Genomic DNA, 21,326 nt, shown 5'->3' on the forward strand with positions numbered 1-21,326 from the left:
GATGGCGAAGCCGTGATGACGAGGGCGCGGCGACCGGGTCAGGTCGCCGCGCCCTCGTCGTGTCGTTCGGCCGTCGTCGCCGCGCGGGCCGGTCCGGGCGTCAGTCCTCGCCCCGGACGATGTGCGGTTCCGGCTCCCGTCCCGGCGGCGCCGCGCGCGGGGCGCCGGGGTCCTCGACGGCGGGCACCCAGGTGCGCACCGGGCCCGTGCCGCGCCGGCGGCGGGCCTCGGACCAGCCGGTGGCCGGGTGCCGGTCGGCGGGTTTCTCACTGGTCTCCGTGACCACGGAACATCCACTTCCTTCTGCTCTCCATGACCACGGCCGGGTTCCCGGGCTCCGGGACGGCCAAACCCGCTCAGGTGTTGGGCCGGGCCACGCTGATGTCGCCCAGCGCCGACTCCGGGTCGCGTTCCATGGCCAGGTCGCCGAGCGAGACGATGCCGACGGGGTGTCCCTCGTCGACCACCGGGACGCGGCGTACAGCGTGCTCGCGCATCACCTCCACCGCGTGGTCCAGTTCCTCGTCGGGGCGGACGGTCACCAGGTCGTCACTGCACGCGCCGGCCACGGTGGTCCGGTCCGGGTCACCGCCCTCGGCGAGGGTACGGATCACCAGGTCCCGGTCGGTGACCAGGCCGCGCAGGTCGTCGCCGTCGGTGACCAGGACTGCGCCGAGGTCCTGGTCGCGCATGATGCGGGCCACCGCGGTCACCGAGGTCTGCGGTTCGACGGTCACCGGGTCGCCGGTCATGATGTCGCGGACGTACTGGGTCATGACTGCTGCCTCTTCTTCGTCGCGCCTGTGTGCGGTCGTAGGCCGGGTAACCCGATGGCGGGCGCCGTCACCGGCCGACCGGGAGTTCGCTCCAGACCTGTTTGCCGCCGCTGACCGGCAGCGTCCCCCAGGCCGCGGAGACCGCCTCGACGAGGAGGATGCCGCGCCCGCCGGTGGCCTCCCAGCCGACGCCGGTGGGCCTGGCCGGGGTGCGGGGCGAGGAGTCGGCGACCGCGACGCGCAGCCGGCCGCCGACCAGGGTGAGGTCGAGGCGGACCGGTCCTTCGGTGTGCACCAGGGCGTTGGTGACCAGTTCGGAGACGACCAGCAGGACCGCGTCGACGCCGGTGTCCGGTACGTCCCAGGCGCGCAGGGTGCGCCGGGTGAAGCGGCGGGCGTGCCGGACCGCCTCGGGGACCCGCCACACCGTCCAGCTCTCGCGCAGCGGGCGCAGCGCCATCCCGTCGTAGCGGACCAGCAGCAGGGCGACGTCGTCGCTGCGGCGGGCGCCTTCGAGCAGGGCGTCCGCGACGAGGCCGAGGTGGCCGGGGTCGGCCGCGGCGAGCCCGCGGGCCAGCCGGTCCATGCCCTGGTCGAGGTCGGCGTCGGCCGACTCCACCAGGCCGTCGGTGGTCAGGGCGAGCAGGGTGCCGGGGCTCAGGCCGAGCGGGCTCATCGGGAAGTCGGCCCCGGCCACCACGCCGAGCGGCGGGCCGCCCTCCGCCTCGGCGATCTCGGTCCGGCCGTCCGGGTGGCGCAGCACCGGGGGCAGATGACCGGCCCGTACGCACCAGGCGGCGCCCTCCTCCATGTCGAGGTCGACGTAGGCGCAGGTGGCGAAGAGATCGGTCTCCATCTCGGCCAGCAGCCGGTTGGCGCGGGCGACCACCACGTCCGGCGGGTGTCCCTCGACGGCGTAGGCGCGCAGGGCGGTGCGCATCTGGCCCATGAGGGTGGCGGCACCGGCGCTGTGGCCCTGGACGTCGCCGATGACGAGGGCCACGTGGTGGTCGGGCAGCGGGATCACGTCGTACCAGTCGCCGCCCAGTTCGAGGCCGGCGGTGCTGGGCAGGTAGCGGGCGACGGCGACCGCGCCGGGCAGCTTCGGCAGGCGGCGGGGCAGCAGCTGGCGCTGGAGCGTGCCGACGAGTTCGTGCTCGGCGTCGAAGGCGTGGGCTCGGTTCAGGGCCTGGCCGGCGAGGCCGGCGGAGGCGGTGAGCAGGGCGCGTTCGTCGGGGCCGACGTCGTGCGGGCCGTCCCAGCCGATGAGGCAGACGCCCACGGCGCGGTCGCCGGCCGGCAGCGGCAGTACGGCGAGCCCGCCGGGGCCGACATCGGCGAGGGCGGGTTCCAGGGAGCCGGTGCCGGCCGGCCAGACCTGGGCGCGGCGGTCGCGCAGGGCCGCGGCGAGGGTGGGCATGGCGCGCAGCGGGGCGTCGGGCCACTCGGAGCGCCATTCGGTACGCCACACCCCGGGCCACGCCTCGGGGTCGGGCGGGTCGAGGACGGTGACGACGAGGCGGTCGTTCTCCAGTCCGGCGAGGGCGATGCGGTCGGCCCGCAGCGGTCCGCGCAGGGCGGTGACCACGGCCCGGCCGACCTCGCGGACGGTGCCCGCGGTGGCCAGCGCGGCGGCCAGGCGCTGGACGCGGGCGACGTCGGTGACGTCGGAGCGGAGGGTGGCGGCGTCGGCGACGGTGCCGACGAGGCGGGCGGGCCGGCCCGCACCGCCGGGCCGCATGCGTCCGCGCAGTCTGAGCCACCTCGGTGCCCCGCCGGGGCGCAGCACGCGGAACTCCAGTTCCCGCTCGCCCAGGGACATGTGGCCGGCCTCGACCGCCGACATCAGGGAGGGCAGGTCCTCCGGCACGGTCAGCCGGAGCAGCGTCTCGATCCGGCCGTCGAACTCCCGGGGGTCCAGGCCGAACAGGTCCAGGATGTCGTCGCCGACCTCGGCCCGGCCGGTGTCCACGGCGAGGGAGAACATGTCCGGCGGCAGTTCGTCACCCGGGGCGGCCGGGGGCGGGGCGGGCCGGACGACGGCCCCGGCGATCAGCTCCAGGTGGGCGCGCTCGCCGGTGCCGAAACCGGCCGGGCGCTCGGTGACCGCGAGGAGGCAGCCGCCGTTCCCGGGCACGGGCAGCGCCGCCAGCCGGAAGCCGTCCGGCGGTACCCGGCGGGCCGCGGCGTGACCGGCCGGTTCCTCCGGGCCGGGCCACACCGGGCGCCCGCCGCGGTGGGCCTCGGCGACCGGGGAGCCGCCGGACGCGGGGTACGTGTCGCGCAGCCCGTACAGCGTCCGGGGCACCCCGGCCGACTCCGCCAGGCACAGCAGGCCGGGGTCCTCGCCGGGGGTGTAGAGGCCGGCGAAGGAGGCGCCGGCGAAGACGAGGGCCAGTTCCAGGGTGCGGCGCGGCCGGTCGCCCGGACCGGCGGCGGAGGCGAGCGCCGCGAGGGCCCGCGCGGCCCGCGCCGTTCCCGCTCCGCGCTCCACGTCACCCTCACTGGTCACGCCGCTATTACAGCGCTTGTACGGGGCCCGCGCAGCCCCTGTGCGCGGACCGCGCCGACGCCGCCACGGGCCAGGGGGGCGCGGCGCGTACGGGACGTCAGTGGGTCGGGGCCGACGCGGCGGGCTCGTCGGCGGCGGCGCCCTCACCGGCGCCGGGCTCCTCCCCGGCACCGATGCCGTCACTGGAGCCGTCTCCGATACCGTCACCGGCGCCGTCTCCGGCACCCGCGCCCGCGCCCGCGCCCGCACCCGCGCCCGCGCCGTCACCGAGTGTCGCCCCGACCGCCTCCAACGCGGTCGTCACCGGCTGGAAGAACGTCTCGCCGCCCACCGTGCAGTCGCCGCTGCCGCCGGAGGTGAGGCCGACCGCCAGGCCGTCCTGGGTGAACAGCGGGCCGCCGCTGTCCCCGGGTTCGGCGCACACGTCGGTTTGGACGAGCCCGGTGACGGTGCCCTCCGGGTAGTTCACCGTGGCGTCGAGGCCGAGCACCTGTCCGTCGGCCAGTCCGGTCGTGCTGCCCATCCGGAAGACCCGCGCGCCGACGGTGGCCTCCGCGGCCTCGCCGATGGCGACCGTCTGCTCGCCGACGTTCACCTCGCTCGGCGCCCCGGTGCCCGGATCGTCGTAGCGGACGAGCGCGAAGTCGCCGTCGCCGGGGAAGACCGCCTCCTCCACGGTGGCGACCGGCGCCCCGTCCTGCGCGTCGGACCACTGCTCGGCGGCGACCCCGCAGTGCCCGGCGGTCAGGAAGGCGGGCGCGCCGTCGGCGGCGGTGACGTTGAAGCCGAGCGAGCAGCGCGCGCCGCCGCCGAAGATCGCGTCGCCGCCCGAGGCGAACGTCTCGAAGGTGCCGGCGGACTTCCTGAGCGTCGCCATGCCGGCGCCCAGTTCCCGGACGGTGGAGTCGACCTGGTCCCACCGGTCGCCGGTGACGGTGCTGTCGGCGGTGACCAGGATCTTGTTGGTGCGCGGGTCGACGGCCCACGCGGTGCCGGGGACGGCCGCCTCGGACGTCAGGGTCCGGGCCCCGGCCGCCAGTTCGGCGAGGGTGTTGTCGACCTCGCGGACCTCCGCGCCGGCGCTCTTCGCCCGCACGAGCAGGTCGTCGTCGCCGCCCGTGACGACGTTGACGACGAGTCGCTGGTCGTCGGCGTCGTAGTACGCGCCGGCGAAGGCGTCGCCGAGGGTGCCGGCGAGCCGCGAGGCGAGGCCGGAGGCGTCCGTCGCCTTCAGGGTGCGGGGCGCCGCCGCGGTGTCCGGCCCACCGCTCGGCGCGGCGCCCGCCTGCGGCAGCAGGATCGCGGCGGCTCCCAGCGCGACGACGCCGCCCGCGGCCAGCGCGGCCTTGCGCTTCGGCATTCGCTTGTGACTCAACCTTCTCGACCTCCTGGGGACGGGGTTCGGGGCGCCTGGCTGGCAGGAGGTACGGGAGGTCCGTGCGAGCCGTTCAAAATCCGCCGACCGCCACCAGGAGCGATCGGCCGATTACGTTCCGTCGTGACCCCGGAACGGAACCACCGCTTCAGGGAATCTGCACATCGAATGCCCACCCCGGTCACGGCCTTTGGGGGTTCTGCACAAACACGCGCCCCCGCGCACGCCATTGGAGAGGAGTGCCCGGTTCACCGGCGGTGGGACAAGGGGGGCCCGTGGGGCGATGCTGCGCCGCGTGTGAAGAAGTGGCCGCGAAGGCGTGCGGGCGCCTGCACGGTTGCCCCCGCCTGTGACGCAAGTTGCCTGGTGAGACGGGTGATTGAGTGGAAGCGCAGAGGGACGTCGTGCTTTGATCCATCGCACCGCGGGGGCCGCGCAGGGCTCCGGACCCAAGTGCCCGGCGCCCGTGGCCGCGGCCGTCGTCTGTCCCCAGAGGGGGCCGCTCCCCCCTTGTGAAATGGCTATACGAAGGGAAGTTCCATCATGAACTCCACCCCCCAGGTCGAGACCGTCGAGATCTCGGACGCCGAGCTGGACAACGTCTCCGGCGGCCTGAGCGTCAACGCCCTGGGCACCGTCACCGGTGCCGTGGACGAGATCGCCCCGGTCTCCGGCGTGGTCGGCACGGTCGTCGGCACGGTCGAGGGTGTCACCGGTCTGAACACCGCCCCGGTCACCGGCCTGGTCGCCGGTCTCTGACCGCACCCACGTGCCGCTGAGTCCCGGAGCCGCATCCCCGGCTCCGGGACTCTTCGGCGTCCCCTCCCCCCGGAAGCCCTCCCCCGGGAAACCCGGAAACCGGAAACCTGGACATCTCCCGTGCAGTTCCGCCAACAGGCCCTCGCCAAGCTCCAGTCGCCGGAGGAGCTTGACCTCCCCGTGCGCTTCGCCCGTCCCCAGGGCTGGCTGGTGCTGTCCGTCACCGTGCTCGCGATGGCGGCCGCCTCCGTATGGGCCGTGACCGGCTCGGTGGCCTCCACGGTCGACGCGCCGGCCGTCCTCACGCACAACCAGGGCAGTTATCTGCTCCAGAGCCCGGTCGCCGGGCAGGTCACCGCCGTCATGGCGAAGCAGGGGCAGCGGCTGGGCGCCGGCGCGCCCGTCCTCAGGGTCCGTACCGCCCAGGGCGAGACCGTCGTGCGCACCGTGGACGCGGGCCGGGTCAGCGCGCTCGCCGCCACCGTCGGCCAGATCATCCGGACCGGCGCGGACGTGGCCGCCGTGGAGAAGGTCGCGCACGCCGACGACCCTCTCTACGCCACGGTGTACGTGCCCGCCGAGAGCGCCGCCGCCATCCCCGCGCACGCCGCCGTCGACCTGACCGTGCAGTCGGTGCCGACCCAGGAGTACGGCGTCCTGCGCGGGCATGTCACCTCCGTGGACCGGGCCGCCCAGTCCGCGTCGCAGATCGCCGCCTTCCTCGGCGACGGCCAGCTCGGCGAGCAGTTCACCGAGGACGGCAGGCCGGTCGCCGTCACCGTCAGCCTCGACACGTCCTCGGCGACGAAGAGCGGTTACGCCTGGTCGTCCGCCGAGGGGCCGCCGTTTCGCCTGTCCTCGATGACCCTGGCCACCGGTTCGGTGCGGCTGGCCGACCAGCACCCCGTCGACTGGCTGCTGCCATGAGCGCCACCACCGAACGCCGGGGCCGCCGCCGCGCCGCCCCGCCCGGGCGCAAGGTGCCCAGGAGCCGGACGAAGACGGTCCGTACGCCCACGGTGCTCCAGATGGAGGCCGTGGAGTGCGGCGCCGCCTCGCTCGCGATGGTCCTCGGCCACTACGGCCGGTACGTCCCGCTGGAGGAGCTGCGCATCGCCTGCGGCGTCTCCCGCGACGGCTCGCGCGCCAGCAACCTCCTGAAGGCGGCGCGGAGTTACGGCCTGACCGCCAAGGGCATGCAGATGGACCTGGCCGCCCTCGCCGAGGTCGCGGCCCCCGCCGTGCTGTTCTGGGAGTTCAACCACTACGTCGTCTACGACGGCATGGGCCGCCGCTTCGGCCGCCGGGGCGTCTTCGTCAACGACCCCGGCAAGGGACGCCGGTTCGTCACCCTGGAGGAGTTCGACGGCTCCTTCACCGGCGTCGTCCTGACCATGGAGCCCGGCCCCGGCTTCAGCACGGGCGGACGCAGGCCCGGCGTGCTCGGCGCGATGCCGGCCCGGCTGCGCGGCACCGCCGGCACCCTGCCGGCGGCGGTGCTGGCGAGCCTGCTGCTGGTGCTGGTCGGCGCGGCGGTGCCCGCGCTCAGCCGTACCTACATCGACATGTTCCTGATCGGCGGGCAGACCTCGCTGCTGGGCGTGCTGTTCGCCTCCATGGCGGCGTGCGTGCTGCTCACCCTGGTACTGACCTGGTTGCAGCAGGGCAACCTGCTGCGCGGCCGGCTGATCTCCTCCACCCTCTCCAGCGCCCGCTTCCTGCGGCACCTGCTGCGGCTGCCGGTGACGTTCTTCGCGCAGCGCAGCCCGGCCGACCTGGTGCAGCGGCTGCAGTCCAACGACGCGGTGGCCGAGACCCTCTCCCGGGACCTCGCGGCGGCCGGCGTGGACGCGGTGGTCGTCGTCCTGTACGCGCTGCTGCTGTACACCTACGACCCGCAGCTCACCTTCGTCGGCATCGGGGTGGCGCTGCTGAACATCGTGGCGATGCGGGTCGTGGTCAAGCTGCGGGCGACCCGCACGGCGAAGCTGCGCGCGGACTCGGCGCGGCTGACCAACACCGCGTACACCGGCCTCCAGCTCGTCGAGACGATGAAGGCGACCGGCGGCGAGGACGGCTACTTCCGCAAGTGGGCCGGGCAGCACGCCACCACGCTGGAGGAGCAGCAGCGCCTGGGGGTGCCCAGTGCCTGGCTGGGCGTGGTCGCGCCGGCCCTGGCCACCTTCAACAGCGCGCTGATCCTGTGGATCGGCGGTCTGCGCGCGGTGGAGGGCCACCTCTCGGTCGGCCTGCTGGTCGCCTTCCAGGCGCTGGTCACCCGCTTCACCGCGCCACTGACCCGGCTCAACGGCGTCGCCGGCCGCATCCAGGACTTCGCGGCCGACGTGGCCCGGCTGAAGGACGTGGAGAACTTCGACGCCGATCCGCTCCACGGCCGGCCCGGCGCGGACGAGTCGACGCGCCGCCTGCGCGGTCACGTCGAGCTGGAGAACGTCTCCTTCGGCTACAACCCCCTCGACAAGCCGCTGCTCACCGGCTTCGACCTGACCGTCCGCCCGGGGCAGCAGGTGGCGCTGGTCGGCGGCTCGGGCAGCGGCAAGTCCACGGTGTCCCGGCTGATCTCGGGCCTGTACGCCCCGTGGGACGGCGTGATCCGCATCGACGGGCAGCGCCTGGAGGACATCCCGCGCGGGGCGCTGGCGGCCTCCGTCTCCTTCGTCGACCAGGAGGTGTTCCTCTTCGAGGGCACCGTCCGGGACAACGTGGCGCTGTGGGACCCGTCCGTGCCCGACGACGCGGTGGTTCAGGCGCTGAAGGACGCGGCGCTGTACGACGTCGTGATGCGCCGGCCGGGCGGCGTCCGCAGCCGGGTCGAGCAGGACGGCCGGAACTTCTCCGGCGGGCAGCGCCAGCGCCTGGAGATCGCGCGGGCCCTGGTGCGCCGCCCCAGCGTCCTGGTCCTGGACGAGGTGACCAGCGCGCTGGACGCGGAGACCGAGCAGGTCGTCATGGACAACCTGCGCCGGCGGGGCTGCGCCTGCGTGGTGATCGCGCACCGGCTGAGCACGGTGCGCGACAGCGACGAGATCGTCGTCCTGACGCGGGGCACGGTCGTCGAACGCGGACGGCACGAGGAACTGGTGGCGCGCGGCGGCGCCTACGCGGCGCTGGTCAGGGAGCGATGAGATGACCTCCGTACACCCCGGACCGCCCGGACTCCCCGAGGGCGACGTCGTCCTGGGCGCGCTGGGCGCGCTGGGCACACCGGTCGACTGCGCCGGGCTCGGCCGACTGGACCTGGAAGGGCCGCAGGTGCTGTGGCTGGTCGCGGCGGGCGCCGTCGACCTGTTCGCCGTGGACGCGCGGCAGCAGGGCACCTGGCACCACCTGGGCCGCCTCGAGGCGGGCGCGCTGCTGCTCGGCCCGGTCGCGGGCCCCGCGCACACCCTGGTCGCCCGCCCGCTGCGGGACTGCGTGGTGCGCAGGGTCGGACTGCGTGAGCTGTACCAGCCGGCGAGCACCCAGACCTGGTCGTACGACGAGTACGGCAACCCCCAGTACGTACCGCCGACGACGAGCCCGCTGGAGTACGCCCTCGCCCTCGGCGTCGGCCGGGGCCTGTCCGTCCTCTTCCAGGCGCCGGTGGCCGGCGACCAGGCGGGGGCGGTCGGTGACGACGACGTGTTCTGGATGCAGGTCCCGCCGGGCAGCGTCCAGTACGGCGCGGTCTACGGCGACCAGGCGGCGGCCGACCTGCTGATGGACCCGGCGCTGTGGCAGTCCATGGTCGACCAGCAGTACCGGCTGCTGACCACCCTGGACCGCTGGATCGAGCAGCTGGAGCGCACCCACGAGACCCGCGCCGCCGCCGGCATCAAGGCCGGCGAGGCGGTGCGCGCCCGGGCGGACCGCACCCTGCTCGCCTCCCTCGGCAAGCGGGACCACCCGCGTGCCACGGCCGCCGACGCCGACGCCACGTACGCGGCCTGCGAGCTGGTCGCCCGGGCCGCCGGGATCGCGCTCGCCGAGCCCGCGCGCGGCGTCGCCGAGAGCGACCGCCTCGACGAGGTGGAGCGGATCGCGCTGGCCTCGCGGGTACGGACCCGGGCGGTGCGTCTGGAGGGGCGCTGGTGGCGGGAGGACGTCGGGCCGCTGGTGGGGCACCGGGCGCTGTCCGGGGCGCCGGTGGCACTGTTGTGGCGGCGCGGCGGGTATGTGGCCGTGCATCCGGCGACCGGCCGGCGCACGCCGGTGGAGAAGGCGAACGCCGGGGAGTTCGAGCCGCGCGCGGTGATGTTCTACCGTCCGCTGCCGGAGCGCCGGCCCAGTCCGCTGCGGCTGCTGCGGTTCTGCCTCCGGGGCACCCGCGGCGATCTGGCACGTCTCCTGCTCGCCGGCCTGGTCACGGTGGCGATCGGGGCGCTGGTGCCGGTCGCCACCGGCACGGTGCTCGGCGAGTACGTGCCGAAGGCGCGGACCGATCTGATCGCGCAGGTCTGTCTGGCGGTGATGCTGAGCGGTGTCGTGGCGGCGGCCTTCACGCTGCTGCAGAACCTGACCATCCTGCGCCTGGAGGGCCGGATCGAGGCCACCCTCCAGCCCGCTGTCTGGGACCGGCTGCTGCGGCTGCCGACGAAGTTCTTCACCGAGCGCTCCACCGGGGAGCTGGCCAGTGCCGCCATGGGCATCAGCCAGATCCGCCGGCTGCTGGCCGGGGTCGGCCCGACGGTGGCCCAGTCGGTGACCGTCGGGGTGATGAACCTGGCGCTGCTGCTCTGGTACAGCGTGCCGATGGCGCTGGCGGCGGTCGGCATGCTGGCCGTCGTCGCGGCGGTGTTCCTGGGGCTGGGGCTGTGGCAGGTGCGCTGGCAGCGGCGGCTCGTGGTGCTCGGCAACAAGCTGAACAACCAGGCGTTCCAGACCCTGCGCGGCCTGCCCAAGCTGCGGGTGGCGGCGGCCGAGAACTACGCCTACGCGGCGTGGGCCGGGCAGTTCGCGCGCAGCCGGGAACTCCAGCGTGAGGCCGGGCGCATCAAGAACCTCAACGCGGTGCTCGGCGCGGTCTACCTGCCGCTGTGCACACTGCTGATGTTCATGCTGCTGGCGGGCCCGGCGCGCGGCTCGATGTCGGCGGCCCAGTTCCTGACCTTCAACACCTCGGTGACCATGCTGCTGACCTCGGTCACCCAGCTGACCGGCGCGTTCGTGTCGGCGGTGGCCGCGCTGCCGCTGTTCGAGGAGATCAAGCCGGTGCTGGAGGCGACCCCGGAGGTGCGCACCGGAAGCACCCGGCCGGGCCCGCTGACGGGGGCGATCGAGGCGCGGCGGCTGTCGTTCCGGTACACCGACGACGGTCCGCTGGTGCTGGACGACGTGTCCTTCGAGGTGCGGCCGGGCGAGTTCACGGCGATCGTCGGCCCCAGCGGCTGCGGCAAGTCCACGCTGCTCAGACTGCTCATCGGCTTCGACCGCCCGCTCTCCGGCAGCGTCCTCTACGACGGTCAGGACCTGGCCGCCCTCGACCAGTCGGCGGTGCGGCGGCAGTGCGGGGTGGTGCTCCAGCACGCGCAGCCGTTCACCGGGTCGATCCTGGACGTCATCTGCGGCACCCAGCCGTACACGCCCGAGGAGGCGATGGCGGCGGCCGAGATGGCCGGGCTCGCCGACGACATCCGGCGGATGCCGATGGGCCTGCACACCATCGTCTCGGGCGCCGGATCGATCTCCGGGGGCCAGCGGCAGCGGCTGATGATCGCGCAGGCGCTGATCCGCCGGCCGCGGGTGCTCTTCTTCGACGAGGCGACCAGCGCCCTGGACAACGCGACGCAGCGCACCGTGATCGAGTCCACCAAGGCGCTCGACGCCACCCGGATCGTCATCGCGCACCGCCTGTCCACCGTGCTGGACGCCGACCGCGTGATCGTCATGGAGGACGGCAAGGTCGTCCAGCAGGGGCCGCCGGCCGCCCTGCTCGCGGACACCGGCGGCCGGCTGCGCGAACTGGTGCGGCGGCAGTTGGCCTGACCGGCCGTAAAAGGGCCCCGACAGGCCAACTCTCGGTGAACGACGTTGATCCGCCCGGTAAATGGGTACCTGCGGCAGCATGCGAATCAGCGTGGTGGACGTGGGGTCGAAGACGGTCCGGCTGGTGGTGGCCGACGCCGAGGGCGGGATACCGCTGCCGGTGCACACCGCCAAATGGCGGCTGCGGCTGTCGGAGCAGGTCAGACCAGGAGGGCCGGTTCCCGAGGAGGCGGTCGAGCGACTGGTCGAGGCGGTCGCCGCCGCCAGCCGGACCGCGACCCGCTGGGGCGCGTCCGGGCCGCTGGCGTTCGCGACCGCGGTGGTACGGTCCGCGCCCAACCGGCAGGAGGTGCTGCGCGCCGTGCGCGCCCGCACGGGCGTCGCCCTGTGCACCCTGCCGGGCGAGGTGGAGGGCGAGCTGACCTTCCTCGGCGCGCGGCGCTGGATGGGCTGGCGGTCCGGTCCGCTGGCGCTGCTCGACATCGGCGGCGGCTCCCTGGAGGTCGCCTTCGGCCGCGGCCGGCTGCCCGACTTCGTGGCCTCGCTGCCGCTGGGCGCGAACCGGCTGACCCACGAGTTCTTCGGGGACCAGGACCCGCCGGCGCCGGAGGCGGTCCGGGCGCTGCGCCGCCGGGTACGCCACCAGCTGCGGGACGCGGCGGCCCGGATCCGCTGGGAGGGGCCGCGCACCGCCGTGGCCACCTCACGGACCTTCCAGCAGCTGGGGCGGCTGTGCGGTGCCGCGCCCGGCCGCCAGGGTCCGTTCGTGGAGCGGGAGTTGCACTGCGACGACCTGAGGACGGCGATCGACCGGCTGGCCGCGCTGCCCGCCGCCGAACGGGCCCGGCTGCCCGGCATCTCCGCGCCGCGCGCCGCCCAGAGCCTGGCCGGCGCGGTGATCGGGCACACCGCGATGAAACTGACCGGCCTGGACACGGTGACCGTCTGCCCCTGGGCGATCCGCGAGGGGGTGCTGCTGCGCCACATCGAGGACGGCCCCTCCTGGTGGGCGGAGATCATCCGGCAGAACGAGCGGGACGAGCAGAGCGGAGGGAACGACGAGTCCGCCGGTCCGGGCGGCCCGGTGCCGCTGCGGATCGCGGCGGCCCTGCACTGACCACCACCCGCACGTGTCGAGTTTTCGAGGCAAGGAGCTTTCATGACCCAGAACGGCGAGAACGGCGGCGAGAAGCCCGAGACGGCCCTGGAAGAGGTCATGCGCGAGATCGAGGAGGCGGAGACCCGCGACCCCGAGGCGGAACGGGAGCGGCGGCACCGCGGCGAGGCGGGGGACGCGATCTCGCCCAACACGGGGGCGCAGGAGCAGTCCGAGCGCGACTGAGGGGCCCGACCGTGGCGGGGCGGCCGCGAGTCGCCGTGGCCGGTCGCGCGGCTCTCCTTCGCCCCTGAGGCGCTGAACCGGTGAACGCCCGGGCCGCGGTGCCGTACGGGGGCGGGGAACGGCGCGACAAGCCCCCCACCGCGTCCGCAGCCGCCCCACGACGATCAGACCCCCGCCCCCGGCGGGGATGCCGGCCGCCCTCCCGGGTACCCGGCACCCCATGCACACCGACCGCGAAGAACCATTGCTGCCGTCCCCCCGGGGTCCCCTCTCCGCGGCCGTCCGGGATCACCTGCGGGGCACCGGCCCCCTCCCCCGGGCCGAGACCGTGGAGTCCGTCCCGGCCTGGGGCGACGACCTCCAGCTCGCCCTCTACCAGTGCTACGAGCTGCACTACCGCGGCTTCGCCGGAGTGGACGCCGAGAAGGAGTGGGACCCCGCCCTGCTCCGCTTCCGCGCCGCGCTGGAGGGCCGCTTCCTGGCCGCCCTGCGGGCCGGCACCCGCGTCCACGACACCGTCGAGGACGCGATCGGCGACCTGCTGGTCGAGCCGGTGGACGGCACCGGAGTCACCCACTTCCTGCGCGACAAGGGCGAGCTGTGGCACCTGCGCGAGTACGCCGCCCAGCGCTCCCTGTACCACCTGAAGGAGGCCGACCCGCACGCCTGGGTGCTGCCCCGGCTGTGGGGACGAGCCAAGGCGGGGATGGCGGCCGTGGAGTACGACGAGTACGGCGGCGGACGCGCCGACCGCGTGCACGCCCGGCTGTTCGCCGACCTGATGACCGACCTGGGCCTGGACACCGCGTACGGGCGCTATCTGGACGCGGCGTCCGCGGAGACGCTGGCCACCGTGAACATGATGTCCCTGTTCGGACTGCACCGGTCCCTGCGCGGCGCCCTCGTGGGCCACTTCGCGGCCGTCGAGATCACCTCCTCGCCCGGCTCCCGGCGGCTGGCCGAGGCGATGCGCCGCACCGGCGCCGGACCGGCCGCCGAGCACTTCTACGACGAGCACGTCGAGGCCGACGCGGTCCATGAGCAGGTCGTCCGCCACGAGGTGATCGGCGGTCTGCTGGAGCAGGAGCCGCACCTCGCCCCCGACGTGGTGTTCGGCATCGACGCCACCGGACACGTCGAGGACCTCCTCGCCGCCCGGCTGCTCACCGAGTGGCGGGCGGGCCGCTCGTCCCTGCGCACTCCGCTGACGGCGGCCGTGGCCCATACTTCCTGACCCGTGGGGTACCCGGGACGCGTGAGTCCCTTGGTGCTGCCGGGTGTGTACGCCCCGCAAGAAGACACGGCACTGCTGTCCGACGCCCTGAACGACGAGCCGCTCACCGCCGGCGCGGACGTCCTCGACGTGTGCACCGGGAGCGGGGCGCTGGCGCTGGCCGCCGCCCGCCGGGGCGCCCGGGTCACCGCGGTGGACGTGTCCTGGCGGGCGGTGTGCACGGCCCGGCTGAACGCCGCGCGGGCCGGGCTGCCGGTCCGGGTGCGGCACGGCAACCTGTTCACCCCCGTGCTGGGCGAGACCTTCGACCTGATCCTGGCCAACCCGCCGTACGTGCCCTCGCCCGCCGGGCCGCGACGGCCGCGGGGCGCGGCCCGCGCCTGGGAGGCGGGCCACGACGGCCGGCTGCACCTGGACCGGATCTGCCGGCAGGCGCCCGCGCGGCTGCGGCCCGGCGGCGTGCTGCTGCTGGTGCAGTCGGCGTTCAGCGACCCCGACGGCACCGTCGGACACCTGCGGGCCGCCGGCCTCAAGGCCGCGGTCACCCGGCGGCGCCGGATCGCCTTCGGGCCGGTGCTGCGCGGCCGGGAGGCCTGGCTGCGGCGGCGGGGTCTGCTGTCCGCGACCGACAACGAGGAAGAGCTGGTGGTCGTCCGTGCCGAACTCCCCGTCTGACACCCCCCGCCGGATCACGGTCCAGCGCCGGGGTCCCCTGCTGGTGGAGGGCCCGGTGGAGATCGAGCTGGAGGACGGCACGACGGTCTCCTCCGACCGCTTCCGCGTCGCCCTGTGCACCTGCCGCCGCAGCCGCCGCTTTCCGTGGTGCGACACCAGCCACCGCGCCCGCCGGCAGCCCGCCGAGGCCCCGGCCGACGGCGCGGCACGGCGGGACTGAACCGGGAGCGCGGCGGCTCCTCCCGGCCCGCCTCGCACGCCACCGCGTCGGGTCTCCCGGCGTGCCCGCTCCCGGGTCCCGGGAGGCCCCCGCACGACGCGTCACACCAGTACGGCCGGGACGACGGGGGACCGGGTGATCAGCTGCCGGCCAGTCCGACGGAACGCGCCGCCGGGTCCCCCCGCCGGGCGGCCGACGCCGCCCCGGAGCGCGTCGGGGAGGTCGGGGCCGGGTCGGTCCGCCAGCGCTGTCCGGTGGAGTTGTCGCGCACCTTGACCACGAGGTCGGCGCCCGGCTCGGCGGCGGTGACGGCGAGGGCGAGCTGCGGGTCCCGGCGGAGCACCAGTTCGTCGTCCGTGGTCAGGGCGTAGCGCACGTCGTGGCCCCGCGCGGTGCCCTCGTCGGCGCAGGTGCCCAGGACGACGACGCCGGCGTCCGCCCGCGAGTCCAGGCACAGCCCGGGGTCGGCCACCGACCGCAGCAGCCCGTCGTCCTCGTACGTCCACTGCTGGGTCCACCGCGACGAGCAGGCCGTCAGCCGGGCGCCCGCCCCGGCCCTCGGCACGCCGGGGACGTCCAGGCACAGCCCGGCGGCCTCGTTGCGCAGCCGGGTGCCGACCGGTGCGGAGGGCGGTCCGGCGGCCTCGGTGGGCGCGGGCGCGGCGGGCGCCGAGGCGGAGGGCTCGTGGCCGGCGACGCCGGTGGAGGCGGCCGGTCCCGCGCTGCTGCCGTCGTAGCTCCAGGAGTTGATGACCAGCGCGGTCATCAGGACACCGGCCGAGGCGGCGCCGACGCCGCGCAGCACCGACCCGGCCGAGCGCGGGCGGCGCACGGGCATCCGGGCCAGCAGGCCGGTGCGGGCGCCGCGGTGCCGGGCGGTGTCCCCGGGGCGGGGGCCGGAGGCGGCGCGGCCGGGCCGGGAGTCCAGGTAGCGGCGGGCGCCCCAGCCCAGTACGGCTTCGGCGATGAGGGTCGCCGGTCCGGTCTCGGCCAGGGCGAGCTGTTCGGCCGCGTGCCGGCAGTGCCGGCACCGGTCCAGGTGTTCGCGGACGTCCGGGAGCAGTTCGGTGCCCCGGCGGATCGGGACGTCGAGGAGGCGGTTGTGGAACCGGCAGTCCCGGGTGGGCGCGAACTGCTGGTGGGCGCGCACACACGCCTCGCGGAAGTGTTCCCGCGCCTGTGCCAGCGCCGCCGACGCCGTGTCGTGGTCCAGGCCCAGCAGGCCGGCCGGGACGCTGACGGGCTCGGCCTCGACCTCCGTGTGCCACAGCAGACAGCGGGCGGTCGCCGGGAGCGACTCGAAGGCCCGCGCGGCCAGCGTCCGGTTCTCCGGGATCAGCGACCTGGCGGTGCGCATGCCGCGTCCGCCCGCCGGTTTGAGCAGTTCCGGCAGGGTCGCGGATATCCGGTCGTCGGCGGACCACTGCCGGACCGTGTCGCGCACGGCCACCAGGAGCCGGGGGCGCAGGGCCGCGGCGGGGTCGCCCTGGGCGAGCCGGTCCAGGATCTTGCGGAAGGCGGCGGCGGTGACCATGGCGGCGACGTCCGCCGGGGTGGCGAGGCAGATGGCGGCGTAGTCGTGCGCCGGCCGCCAGTGCCGTGCGGTGAGCAGCGCGGCGGCGGAGGCGGCCAGGTTCTCCGGACGCTCCCGCAGTCTGGCGGCGAGGACGTCGTCGGACTCCCCCGGGTCTCCGCCGGACGGGGGCCGGAGCGGACGAGGGGTACGAGGGGTGGGCACTGAGGGGTTTTCCTTCCCACGCGCAGGCGAATGCCGACAGCGGGGGAGCGCGCACCGACGGTGAAGCGGACCCGGTCCATCAGGGCGCGTGCGTCACCCGGCCGTCACCCCCCGCACGGGGGCATCACTCTGGCACGAACACAGAATGCCAACAAGGCACTTGGAAAACCTGCACACTTGAAAGAAAGTCAGCCCCGACGCCGGCCCCGACGCCGTCCGGGATTCAGCCCCGATCCCGGCCCCGGCGTCATATCTGCCAGGAGCGCAGCCGGTCGGCCGCGCGGTAGATGTCGGCCTTGCCGGACATCAGATCGCGGGCCAGGTCGACCAGCGCGCCGTAGGGCGGATCGATGCCGGCGCCGCTGACGAACATGTAGGCCACGGCGGTCGCGCAGGCGAACCGGGCGTTGGCCGAGGGCAGCGGCTTGAGCACGGCGAGGGTGTGCAGCAGGGCGGCGGCCCGCCAGGCCGGGTCGGAGTCCACGCCGAGGCGGGGCGGGTCGACCCGGTGCCGGGCGACGGCGGCGACCAGGGCGGAGAAGTCGTTGACGACGGGCTGGTCCGGGAGCACTTCCTCGTGGCGCTGGAGCAGCCAGGGCACGTCGATGTGGAGAACGGAGGCCATGCGTCAGGCGGCCCGTCCCTCGCCCCGGGCGGGCGGCGGCTCGTCGTCGGGGAAGGCGGCGGCGAACTCCTCGGCGTGCCCCTGGAAGAACCGGCGGAACGCCTCCGCGCCTTCCTGGAGCGCCCGGTGCCGCGCGATGTCGGCGGCGGCGGCTTCTCGGACCAGGGCCTTCATCGACGTACCGCGCTCCTTGGCGATCTGACGCAGGTCCTCGAGTTCGCGGTCACTGAACTCCACGTTCAAGGCTGGCATGCCCCCACGGTACCGCTCGGGTACTGACCCGTAAATACTGCCAGGTCAGAATGGGCTCCGGGCGGTACCGCCGGGGGTGGGAGACCGGTTCAGCCCTGGTCGGCCACGAAGGCCGCCATGCGGGCCAGCGCGGCGTTCCAGTTGATGGTGGTCTCGTTGGTCGACCAGGACTGGATGTCGTCGATGTAGCAGAACTGGCCGACGCAGCCCTGGAGTTTCGCCTGGGCCACGGGGTCCTGGATGCTGGAGTTCGGACCGCCGGAGAGCGTGCCGGCCGGCGGGTCGGGGAGCGCCGGGTCGAGCTGGCGGGCGTACCAGCGGCTGTGCTGGTGGTGTGCGCTGACCTCTCCGTAGCCGGTGACGTAGGAGATGTTCAGCGCGTTGCGGCCCAGGATGTAGTCCATGCTCTGCAGGGCGCCGTCCCGGTACTTCGCGGCGCCGGTGAGGTCGTGGGCCGTGGCGAGCACGACCGCGTTGTTGAGGACCTGGTGGCTGGAGCCCCAGTCGTAGACGTTGTTCCCGGGGGCGTACGGCATCCCGTAGGGGTGGGCGTCCAGGGTGGCCAGATAGCGGTCGGCGCCCTGGACGACGGAGCGGCGGACGGCGTCCCGGCCGGGGAGCCGGCTCGGCACAGTCGCCAGGTCCAGGCGGGCCGCGGCGGCGGTGCGGGCCCAGTCGAAGCCGATCGGGCCGAAGATGTCGGCGGTGTGGACCGGTGAGGCGAGCACGTGGTCCCGGAAGTCCTTCTCGCCGGTGGTGAGGTACAGCTCGGCCGCCGCCCAGTAGAACTCGTCCCGCACGTCCCGGTCGGGGTAGGCGCCGCCGCCGACGCCGTCGTTCTCGTCGGCGTACACCTCGGGGTGGGCGAGCGCCGCCGCCCACGCCGTGCGGGCGGCCGCCAGGGCCCGCGCGGCGAAGGCGCGGTCGTACGGCTTGTAGAGGCGGGCCGCCTGGGCGGCGGTGGCGGCGAGGTTGAGGGTGGCCGCGGTGGTCGGCGGGTGGAGTTCGCGCTGCTGCGGGTCGTCGCTGGGCAGCAGGGGCAGGCCCGTCCACTGCTCGTCGTGGACCTTGTGGTGGGCCATGCCCGCCAGCGGCTGCCCCTCGGGGACCTGCATCCTCAGCAGGAAGTCCAGCTCCCAGCGGACCTCGTCGAGCAGGTCGGGCACGTTGTTGCCGCTCTCCGGAATGGCGAGGGTGCCGTCACGGAAGCGTTCGGCTCCCCGCGTGTGCAGCGCGCGCTCGTAGGTGCTCAGCAGCTCCCACACCGAGATGCCGCCGTTGACGACGTACTTGCCGTGGTCGCCGGCGTCGTACCAGCCGCCGGAGACGTCGAGGCGGTAGTCGCAGACACCCGGCTGGCAGGGCACGTCGGTGTCGCCCTGGTTGGGCGCGACGCCCACGTGCCCGGCGGGGCGGGCGTAGCCGGGACGCAGGTCGTCGCGGATCGCGAGGCCGCTGCGCTGGGTGTAGTAGAACTTCGCGGCGTCGGTGCGCAGCCGCTCGTAGGCGGCCGTGCCGATGTCGAAGGGGCGGCTGGTCTCGCCGTCGGCGACCAGGGTGAGGCCGGTGCCGCGCTTGCCGTAGCGGCCGAAGTCGATGGAGTGGACGTTCTGCCCGGAGGAGGCGTCGGTGCCGCGCGGCACGGTCCGGCCGCGGGCGACCACCGCGCCGCCGGCGTCCGTGAGCCGCCAGGGCAGCGCGCCGGTCGCGTCGGTGACGAGGGTGGCGTTCTTCGGCCCGTCCGGCAGGTAGGCGACCTGGTTGACCCGGACCCGCGGCCCGGTGTCGGGCTCGTACGGCTCCGGGGGCACCCCGCCCAGCAGGGACACGTCGTCCACGCAGAACCGCCACGGCTCGGCGCTCCCGCCGACCTGGAAGGCGACCTGGCCCTGGGCGGTGCCGGCGGGCGCGGTGAAGGTGTAGGAGTAGCTGTCGCCGGAGACGCTCGGCTGCGGGCTGACCTCGTAGTAGGCGTCGTACGGCTCGACCGCGAGCCCGACCAGGGCCCGGACCGCGTGCCCGCCGGGCGTGCCGCTCGCACGGAAGGAGAAACGATACGTCTCCCCCGCCACGAGCGGGATGGCGTTCTGGCCGACGATCGCGTCCCAGCGGTTGGCGGTGCCGCCGGGGACGTCGGCGCACAGCCGCCCGTCGTCCACGGCGGCGGTCAGGTTGCCGGTCGTCCACCAGGGCTCGGTGCCGTCGTCGAACGTGCCGTTCCTGACCTGCTCGGTCTCCTCGGCGCCCGCCGGGCCCGCGGGCAGCGCGGTGAGGGCCGCCGCCAGCAGGGCGGTCAGGGGCACGAGGACGGTGCTGCGTCTTCTCACGTCTGGGCTCCTCGGGGGGAGGTACGGGCGACACTCCCCGCGCGACGGCGTGGGAGCGCTCCCAAGGACGGACGCCGACCATGTTTGTTGGAGCCATGACACCGCGTCAACGGTCCGGACGGAACACGTTCCCTCCGGACCGTCGCCTCCCCCGCCGCAGCGGCCTCAGCGGGGCCGTCCCGGCGGTCCCTCAGCGGATGCGGCGTACGTACGCGTCCGCGCCCGCGCTCCGCGGGCCCCGGGCCAGGCGCTCGGCCTCGGAGGAGAAGGCGACCGTGCGCGCGCGGGCGTCCAGCGGCTGGTCGCCGACGAGCGCCTCGGCCGGCCGGCCCGAGACGTCGGTGACGGCGGGCGTGGTGCGGCCGGTGCGCAGGTCCCGCAGGTACCAGGAGCCGTCCGACCAGTTGGTCGCGGCCCGGAAGAGCAGGTACCGGCCGTCGCGGCTCAGCCTTCCGTCCAGGGTCCACAGGGACGGGTCGGGTGCCTCGACGATCCGCAGCGCACCGGTGCGCAGGTCACGGACGAAGACGTTGTACCCAGCGCCGTTGGCGTCCTCGGGACCGAGGTCGGTGGCGGCCGAACTGAACGAGACGTAACGGCCGTTGCCGCTGACCCGGCCGTCGCTCACGTCGCCGTTGCCGCGGACGCCCTCGGGAGTCAGGTACGCCGACCGGTACTCCCCCGTGCGGGCGTCGGCCACCTTGACGTCGTTGAACGGGCGGTAGTACTGGCCGTTCGTGTACACCAGCACACGCCCGTCGTCGCTGAGGGAGGGCCCGTACGACAGGACCCCGAGGTACGGATGGACCGTCAGCTCCCCGGTGCGCATGTCGCGGACGGCGACGCCCCGGCCCGGTTTGGGCACCGCGTCGCTCGACTCGTAGGCGACGTACCGGCCGTCCGCGCTGACGGAGGCGTCCCGCGCGTGCGCCGTGTTGCCCGTGATCTCGTTGCCGACGTACCTGAGCTTCCCGGTGCGCAGGTCACGCCAGTAGACCGACCGTTTGTCGTGCGTCTCGCCCGGGATCAGGTCGGGCGCGGCCGAGATGAAGACGACGTGCCGGCCACCGGCGCTGATGGCCCCGTAGGTGGCGCCGTGCGCGGACTGCCTGCCCTCGGCGTCCGTGCTGACGCGCTGGGTGCGGCCGGTCCTCAGGTCCCGCAGGAAGACGTCGGCGACGCCGTTGGTGTCCCCGCGGACCAGGTTGGACGCCTCCGACACGAACACGGCGTACCGTCCGTCGGCGCTCAGGGACGGGGCCCCGGACTCGGCGTCCGCGCCCTGGGTGAGTCTGACGTTGTGGGTCTTCGGGTGGTGGCCGTGCTTGCCCTGCCACGGCGCGGTGTGCGCCGTCGCGGGTGCCGGCAGTACCGCGACGGACGCGGCGGCCGCGACGGTCAGGGCTGCGGCGGCCGTTCCCCATCTGCTGCGCATGAGCGGGTTCCCCCTCGCGAGTCGGTGTCCCGGGCCGGTGACGGCCGTGGGCCCGGACCGGGAGCCGCGTG

The 21,326-nt window shown here is 74.7% G+C and carries 18 protein-coding genes; 9 read left to right on the plus strand and 9 right to left on the minus strand.

Annotated elements, in window-relative coordinates:
• Positions 1-100: 100 nt before the first annotated feature.
• The 4 genes from ACZ3IG_RS06870 to ACZ3IG_RS06885 form a co-directional block, all read right to left on the minus strand.
• A complete protein-coding gene (locus ACZ3IG_RS06870; protein ID WP_467429694.1) occupies positions 101-286 on the minus strand; it encodes a hypothetical protein in 186 nt (61 codons plus the stop codon).
• A gap of 70 nt (positions 287-356) precedes the next feature.
• Entirely contained in the window at positions 357-776 is a 420-nt protein-coding gene (locus tag ACZ3IG_RS06875) for a CBS domain-containing protein (RefSeq protein WP_467429695.1), read from the minus strand.
• Between the two features lie 67 nt (positions 777-843).
• Entirely contained in the window at positions 844-3,288 is a 2,445-nt protein-coding gene (locus tag ACZ3IG_RS06880; RefSeq protein ID WP_467429696.1) for a SpoIIE family protein phosphatase, read from the minus strand.
• 97 nt (positions 3,289-3,385) lie between these two features.
• Entirely contained in the window at positions 3,386-4,663 is a 1,278-nt protein-coding gene (locus ACZ3IG_RS06885; RefSeq protein ID WP_467429698.1) for a S1 family peptidase, read from the minus strand.
• Positions 4,664-5,206: 543 nt separating this feature from the next.
• Between ACZ3IG_RS06885 and ACZ3IG_RS06890 the strand changes: the two genes are divergently transcribed.
• The 9 genes from ACZ3IG_RS06890 to ACZ3IG_RS06930 all read left to right on the plus strand — a co-directional run bounded on the left by ACZ3IG_RS06890 (position 5,207) and on the right by ACZ3IG_RS06930 (position 14,878).
• Positions 5,207-5,422, plus strand: coding sequence for a type A2 lantipeptide (locus tag ACZ3IG_RS06890; protein WP_467429699.1), 216 nt, complete (start codon positions 5,207-5,209; stop codon positions 5,420-5,422).
• Between the two features lie 120 nt (positions 5,423-5,542).
• Positions 5,543-6,349 carry a hypothetical protein gene (locus ACZ3IG_RS06895; protein WP_467429700.1) on the plus strand — a complete coding sequence of 269 codons (807 nt, stop codon included), beginning with the start codon at positions 5,543-5,545 and terminating at the stop codon, positions 6,347-6,349.
• Positions 6,346-8,568 (plus strand): NHLP family bacteriocin export ABC transporter peptidase/permease/ATPase subunit, encoded by a 2,223-nt coding sequence (locus tag ACZ3IG_RS06900; protein WP_467429702.1) that lies wholly within the window; start codon positions 6,346-6,348, stop codon positions 8,566-8,568. The genes ACZ3IG_RS06895 and ACZ3IG_RS06900 overlap by 4 nt, the downstream gene beginning before the upstream one ends.
• Position 8,569: 1 nt before the next feature.
• Positions 8,570-11,407 carry an NHLP bacteriocin export ABC transporter permease/ATPase subunit gene (locus ACZ3IG_RS06905; protein ID WP_467429703.1) on the plus strand — a complete coding sequence of 946 codons (2,838 nt, stop codon included), beginning with the start codon at positions 8,570-8,572 and terminating at the stop codon, positions 11,405-11,407.
• A gap of 79 nt (positions 11,408-11,486) precedes the next feature.
• On the plus strand, positions 11,487-12,524 hold the full coding sequence (locus ACZ3IG_RS06910) for a Ppx/GppA family phosphatase (RefSeq protein ID WP_467429704.1): 1,038 nt from the start codon (positions 11,487-11,489) through the stop codon (positions 12,522-12,524).
• A 42-nt stretch (positions 12,525-12,566) separates the two neighbouring features.
• Positions 12,567-12,749 (plus strand): hypothetical protein, encoded by a 183-nt coding sequence (locus ACZ3IG_RS06915; RefSeq protein WP_467429706.1) that lies wholly within the window; start codon positions 12,567-12,569, stop codon positions 12,747-12,749.
• A 220-nt stretch (positions 12,750-12,969) separates the two neighbouring features.
• Positions 12,970-13,983, plus strand: a complete 1,014-nt coding sequence (locus tag ACZ3IG_RS06920; protein ID WP_467429707.1) for an iron-containing redox enzyme family protein — start codon at positions 12,970-12,972, stop codon at positions 13,981-13,983.
• 21 nt (positions 13,984-14,004) lie between these two features.
• Positions 14,005-14,658 (plus strand): HemK2/MTQ2 family protein methyltransferase, encoded by a 654-nt coding sequence (locus ACZ3IG_RS06925; protein ID WP_467429708.1) that lies wholly within the window; start codon positions 14,005-14,007, stop codon positions 14,656-14,658.
• Entirely contained in the window at positions 14,639-14,878 is a 240-nt protein-coding gene (locus ACZ3IG_RS06930; RefSeq protein ID WP_467429710.1) for a CDGSH iron-sulfur domain-containing protein, read from the plus strand. The genes ACZ3IG_RS06925 and ACZ3IG_RS06930 overlap by 20 nt, the downstream gene beginning before the upstream one ends.
• Before the next feature lie 139 nt (positions 14,879-15,017).
• Here ACZ3IG_RS06930 and ACZ3IG_RS06935 read toward each other — a convergent pair whose 3' ends face one another.
• The 5 genes from ACZ3IG_RS06935 to ACZ3IG_RS06955 all read right to left on the minus strand — a co-directional run bounded on the left by ACZ3IG_RS06935 (position 15,018) and on the right by ACZ3IG_RS06955 (position 21,255).
• A complete protein-coding gene (locus ACZ3IG_RS06935) occupies positions 15,018-16,616 on the minus strand; it encodes an RICIN domain-containing protein (RefSeq protein WP_467429711.1) in 1,599 nt (532 codons plus the stop codon).
• Positions 16,617-16,863: 247 nt separating this feature from the next.
• Positions 16,864-17,241 (minus strand): toxin Doc, encoded by a 378-nt coding sequence (locus ACZ3IG_RS06940; RefSeq protein WP_215166919.1) that lies wholly within the window; start codon positions 17,239-17,241, stop codon positions 16,864-16,866.
• 3 nt (positions 17,242-17,244) lie between these two features.
• Entirely contained in the window at positions 17,245-17,493 is a 249-nt protein-coding gene (locus ACZ3IG_RS06945) for a hypothetical protein (RefSeq protein WP_215166918.1), read from the minus strand.
• 89 nt (positions 17,494-17,582) lie between these two features.
• Positions 17,583-19,820, minus strand: coding sequence for a glycoside hydrolase family 9 protein (locus tag ACZ3IG_RS06950; RefSeq protein ID WP_467429714.1), 2,238 nt, complete (start codon positions 19,818-19,820; stop codon positions 17,583-17,585).
• Positions 19,821-20,010: 190 nt separating this feature from the next.
• Positions 20,011-21,255, minus strand: a complete 1,245-nt coding sequence (locus ACZ3IG_RS06955; protein ID WP_467429716.1) for a hypothetical protein — start codon at positions 21,253-21,255, stop codon at positions 20,011-20,013.
• Positions 21,256-21,326 lie beyond the last annotated feature (71 nt).

This window comes from Streptomyces sp. NPDC016677 (assembly GCF_055562815.1).

Bases quoted from the DNA above. Each gene is read 5' to 3' on its own strand.
- ACZ3IG_RS06875 (WP_467429695.1), bottom strand. From the start codon at position 776: ATGACCCAGTACGTCCGCGACATCATGACCGGCGACCCGGTGACCGTC.
- ACZ3IG_RS06890 (WP_467429699.1), top strand. From the start codon at position 5,207: ATGAACTCCACCCCCCAGGTCGAGACCGTCGAGATCTCGGACGCCGAG.
- ACZ3IG_RS06900 (WP_467429702.1), top strand. From the start codon at position 6,346: ATGAGCGCCACCACCGAACGCCGGGGCCGCCGCCGCGCCGCCCCGCCC.
- ACZ3IG_RS06905 (WP_467429703.1), top strand. From the start codon at position 8,570: ATGACCTCCGTACACCCCGGACCGCCCGGACTCCCCGAGGGCGACGTC.
- ACZ3IG_RS06910 (WP_467429704.1), top strand. From the start codon at position 11,487: ATGCGAATCAGCGTGGTGGACGTGGGGTCGAAGACGGTCCGGCTGGTG.
- ACZ3IG_RS06915 (WP_467429706.1), top strand. From the start codon at position 12,567: ATGACCCAGAACGGCGAGAACGGCGGCGAGAAGCCCGAGACGGCCCTG.
- ACZ3IG_RS06920 (WP_467429707.1), top strand. From the start codon at position 12,970: ATGCACACCGACCGCGAAGAACCATTGCTGCCGTCCCCCCGGGGTCCC.
- ACZ3IG_RS06940 (WP_215166919.1), bottom strand. From the start codon at position 17,241: ATGGCCTCCGTTCTCCACATCGACGTGCCCTGGCTGCTCCAGCGCCAC.
- ACZ3IG_RS06945 (WP_215166918.1), bottom strand. From the start codon at position 17,493: ATGCCAGCCTTGAACGTGGAGTTCAGTGACCGCGAACTCGAGGACCTG.
- ACZ3IG_RS06955 (WP_467429716.1), bottom strand. From the start codon at position 21,255: ATGCGCAGCAGATGGGGAACGGCCGCCGCAGCCCTGACCGTCGCGGCC.